At 57.9% G+C, this 4,497-nt stretch carries 5 protein-coding genes and 2 pseudogenes; all 7 read left to right on the forward strand.

The features are described from left to right. A pseudogene (locus QZ326_RS11345) lies at positions 1-619 on the forward strand (hypothetical protein); the annotation flags it as partial. Beyond that, entirely contained in the window at positions 613-1,416 is an 804-nt protein-coding gene (locus QZ326_RS11350; protein WP_295745249.1) for an antirestriction protein ArdA, read from the forward strand. The pseudogene QZ326_RS11345 and the gene QZ326_RS11350, both read left to right, overlap by 7 nt. 15 nt (positions 1,417-1,431) lie before the next feature. Next, positions 1,432-1,737, forward strand: a complete 306-nt coding sequence (locus QZ326_RS11355; RefSeq protein WP_365329147.1) for a hypothetical protein — start codon at positions 1,432-1,434, stop codon at positions 1,735-1,737. A gap of 65 nt (positions 1,738-1,802) precedes the next feature. Continuing rightward, a complete protein-coding gene (locus tag QZ326_RS11360) occupies positions 1,803-2,807 on the forward strand; it encodes an LPD28 domain-containing protein (RefSeq protein WP_295745250.1) in 1,005 nt (334 codons plus the stop codon). Continuing rightward, a complete protein-coding gene (locus QZ326_RS11365; RefSeq protein WP_295745252.1) occupies positions 2,807-3,280 on the forward strand; it encodes a DUF4240 domain-containing protein in 474 nt (157 codons plus the stop codon). Before QZ326_RS11360 ends, QZ326_RS11365 begins: the two co-directional genes overlap by 1 nt. Then, positions 3,180-3,887, forward strand: a complete 708-nt coding sequence (locus QZ326_RS11370; RefSeq protein WP_295745254.1) for a toprim domain-containing protein — start codon at positions 3,180-3,182, stop codon at positions 3,885-3,887. Before QZ326_RS11365 ends, QZ326_RS11370 begins: the two co-directional genes overlap by 101 nt. Positions 3,888-3,933: 46 nt before the next feature. Further along, a pseudogene (locus tag QZ326_RS11375) lies at positions 3,934-4,203 on the forward strand (hypothetical protein); the annotation flags it as partial. Positions 4,204-4,497: the final 294 nt, after the last annotated feature.

The raw sequence follows: 4,497 nt of genomic DNA on the forward strand, positions 1-4,497 counted from the left end.
CCCTCATGGTGCTGGAGATTACGCCAAATCGGGGCCTTGCGGAGGGAAAAAACCGGAATACCTGTACCTCCCTGCTTCGGAACACCAAATTGAGCGGACACTGCTCCGCGTCCATGTTGATACAGCGTCCGACGCGCGTCTGCGTTTTGACTTCAATGAACTGCCGGAAAAAGTGGCGGACGCCCTGGATCTGGAACAGCTGTCCGGTGATGACCTTCCCAGCCTTAACCGGCTGTGCCAGGCCATAGAGCCGCTAACGGACGCGGACATCGAAAAGCTGAACGCGGCAGTGCTGATGACAGATACCTCTGGCATTCTTTCTGTCTGCCGCCTGGCGGAGAATCTGGACCAATTCAGCTTCGTTCCCGGCGTCCAGACTCCGGAGGAGTACGGCAAATACATGATCCAGAACTCCGGTCATTTCGAGTATGACAAAAATCTGGAGGGCTTCTACGACTACCGGCGCTATGGGGAACAGCGCATCCGGGAGGATGGCGGACAGTTCAACGAGTGCGGTTATGTGGCATATCAAGGCGCGATTCCACTGGAGGAATTGATGCGGGACAATCCTGAAGAACCGTGTCAGCAGGGACCCCAGATGGGAGGACTGTCATGCTGAGACTTCACATATCAAGCGGAATCAGCAGGGCGGGACAGCTGGAGCTGCCGATGCCTCCGGGTGATCTCAAACGGCAGACGGAAACGCTCCGCCCTCCAGCGTCTAATCACCCCCTCCATGTCTCCTCAGTGGACTCCCCCATCCCCAGCCTCGGCCGGCATCTCCAGCACGTCAGGCTGGACAGCGGCACCGCGCTTCAAAAGCTGAATCGGCTGGCGGAGACAATTGATGGGATGAACGAGGCGGGATACTACCATCTGGGCAAAGCTCTGAATACAGAGTCCCGGCAGAGTCTGGATGAGGTGCTTCGGACCGCCGCCCATATAAAACCGTCCAGTATGGACTGTTATGAAATCATCCCGGATGTCACCACCCACCAGGCGCTGGGCGAGTGGCTTGTAGAGCATGACAGCCTGGAGGAAAAGGTTCCCGAGAGTCTGCGGCCCTATCTGGACTACCAAAGCATTGGCGTGGATTATTGCATCGCCCATGAGGGGGAATTTCTGTCCACCGGATATGCGGGAATCCGAATGGGGGCGGCAGAGCAGGTTCTGGAGGAACAGGGAATCCTCCACCTGACGCTTACCACAGCGGAAAGCTGGTATTACCTGACGCTTCCCGCCTCAGAGGAAAAGCTGGAGGACGCGAAAAGGGAGCTGGATGTGGAGGATTTTGCCCAGGCGATGATCGCAGGCGTAAAATATACAGCACCCCATTTAGGCCGGCTGATTCCCGCAGACTGCATCACGGTGGAGAACGCCAACGAACTGGCGCTGTGTCTTCGGGAAATGGAGTAGGAGGAGGGCGAAGTAATGAAGTTCTGCGCGGCCCTGGAGGCGGAGCAGCCGGATACCTTTGCGGAGGCCCTCAACATCGCCATGGACCGGGACGACTATGAGCTGGTTCCGGAGAACGCGGAGGAGTACGGAAAGCAGGTGCTCCGCCGCATCGGGGCGGATGACGAAATCATCGACACCATTGACAGCTATATGGATTTCGCCCAGCTTGGCACAGATTCCCTGGCGGAGGATGGCGTTTGCCGGACAGAGTTCGGTATGGTGCGCCGCCTAAGCAAACCGTTCCCACCTGCGCCGGAAATCGGACAGGCAATGATGTGAAAACTTCTGCTGGACTTCCAGGCGAAACTGTGGTATCTGTTGAGATCACAAACGAGAAAAAGGAGATGAACGCGTTGTACATCGACATCTACAAGGACCAGATGCTCCCGATAGAGCTGTTTGGCAGGCAGGTGCTTTATACCAAGCACCCCATTGCCCGAGAGGAGGTTCCGGAGGGGTGGTGCTGTTATGACCTCTGCGGGACAGACCGAAAGCCGAACCGGTCGCTGAAGCTGACGGACGCCGCCCTGATCTACCATACCGGTACGGTGCTCTCCCCGCGGCCATTGAAGCGAAGTACCACATTGGAACGAAAAGTGACGGATTTATTTTTCCCAAATGCGGAGCCGCTCACTCTTGCGGAATTCTGCCGCAAACAGAATCTGCCCTGTCCCCAGGACCCGAGAAAATACGTTCTGCGTCCCGCTTCCCCCGAGGAGGCGGGATTATTTTACGCCCTGCCGCCGGAGAGGGATGAGGCGCTGGGCGCTATCGGCCATGTCCGCATTGACTTTGGCGGCGGCGGCAGCAACTTCCATCACAGCTGGTGGCCCAGAGGCCCCGAGGAACTGAATACTCAGGAGTTCAGGGATGAGCTGGGCAGTGTGGTGGATGAACTCCGCAGAAGCGTTTTGAAAGACCTCTCCTCCATGCGGCGCTATTGCTGGGGCCATGGCGGAGAGATCAAGGGCGGCGTCTGCTGCCAGAATTACGGCTATGTGGTGGAAACAGACCGCTGTCTCTACCGCCTTCGGTGCAACCCCGCACAGGGAGATTACCATGCCTATCTCGGGTGCTTTGATAAGCAGGCGCAGAAGCAGATCATCGGACGTGTCACGTTTGCCGGCGGCGTGAGCAAGGACTTTACGGACCCGCAGAAATACCTCCGGACCCTCCGGGAGGAACTTCCCTATCACCCCACCACCGGCTTCCGCTATGAGACCCTGACCGATGATCCGGAAATCCGCAAGGCTGTGGATGACATGCTCTATGATCTGTATGGCGAGGAAAATCCACGTCCTTTGGAGGACTATGGCAGCAGCGGCATGATGGGGGGCATGAGTCTGTGATGGAAATGACGAAAGACGGCTTCTGGGACCTGATTGCGGAGGCAAAGAAGAGATACGGCCAGGACCAGGACGGCTCGTTCCAGTGGCTGAAAGACCAGCTCACCATCCTTGGCCCCCAGCAGGCCCAGGACTTCCATGACATTCTCCACGGATACCAGCAGCTTGCCAATCAGTACGGACTCTGGAGCGCCGCAATATTGATGTGTGAACACGGCTGTACGGACGACGGCTTTATTGACTTCCGGGCCTGGCTGATCGCCCAGGGCAGGAAGGTCTATCTGGCGGCGCTGGCAGATCCGGACTCCCTGGCGGAGGTGGAGGCATATGGCGGCTGCCAGTTTGAGGAGCTGACCGATACGGGGAATGCTCTGGATGCTGGAACGAAATCCCAACCTCCGCACCGTCTGCCTCTGCCTGGACCACGACGCGGCGGGCATCGAGGCCAGCGGGCGGCTGACCGAAATTCTTCATAAACACGGCTATGACGAGGTTGGAGTGATCCAGCCGGAGCACAAGGACTGGAACGAGGACCTCAAAGCCCGCCGGAGCCTCCCCGCACAGGCGGCGGAGGAGCATCCTCAGCTCATCATCTCGCCGGAGGTCTGCGGCAGGATCAGCCGGCGCGTGGAGGGCTCCCGCAGAGACTACTGGGAACAGGATATTCCCAATCTCATCGACTACGCCAAAATCTGCTTTCGATGGAAGCAGTTCGACCGAGCCATGGAGTGCATGGAGCACGCGTCCGCCCTGGCGCTGGCGGTCTATGGACGGGAGCTGCGGCAAATGGGAGATCCGCGCTCTCCAGAGGAGCTGGCGGAGGTGCTGTACCGCCGCATCCTGCCGCATCAGAATCGGGGAAGCCTGCAGCGCCGCCCGGCGGAACTGGCAGCACAATTCCAAGGTGTGCTGGAAAAGGCTTCAGCTCCCGGCATCCGCGATGAGTCCGAGAAACGGGAGCTGGCGGACAGCTGGCTGGAGCTGGCGGTATCCTTTGCCAGGGTTCCGGTCAAATATGAGGCAGATATTTTGAAACAGCAGCAGAAACAGGAGCAAGCGATACCACAACAGGAAATGGGGTGACCCTATGAATACACAGACGATCATGCTGATTTTACTGGCGGGCGGGATGCTTCTGCTCATCGCCGCCGCCACGCACTTCTCCGGAAGCGGGAATCTGGATAACATCAAGTCCAAAACGGTTGGCGATGGCCAGCATGGAACCGCACGCTGGGCCAACCGGAAGGAGATCCGGCAGACCTACCGGCACATCCCTTTCCATGTGTCCGAGTGGCGCTCGGGGAAGAACCTGCCCAAGGAACAGGGGCTCGTGCTGGGCTGCGCAGGTAAGAAGAACGCCGTCACCGCACTGGTGGACACGGACGATATTCATTGCGTGCGCTTCGTTTCTTGACAATCTGCGTAGAAATACGCAATAAAACAAGACAGATTTCGCAAGGAATCTGAACTCTATGCTTGATTGGGCAGGGGAAGTGCCTGCTAACCCCGGTGTGACGGGTAATCAAAACTCTAATACTCCGACGTGCGCCTATAGTGTCATATGGGACGTACGGAGCTCGGTGAAGAGCGGATACGTGGTCTGAGACGGCCATGCCCGCAGGAGGCTATAAATCGGTCATGTCCAGTATGTTTTGTTGCAACCGACATATGTCCTGAGTGTACGGCTCGTAAA

The organism is uncultured Oscillibacter sp., assembly GCF_910587525.1.
Taxonomy (GTDB): Bacteria; Bacillota; Clostridia; order Oscillospirales; family Oscillospiraceae; genus Oscillibacter.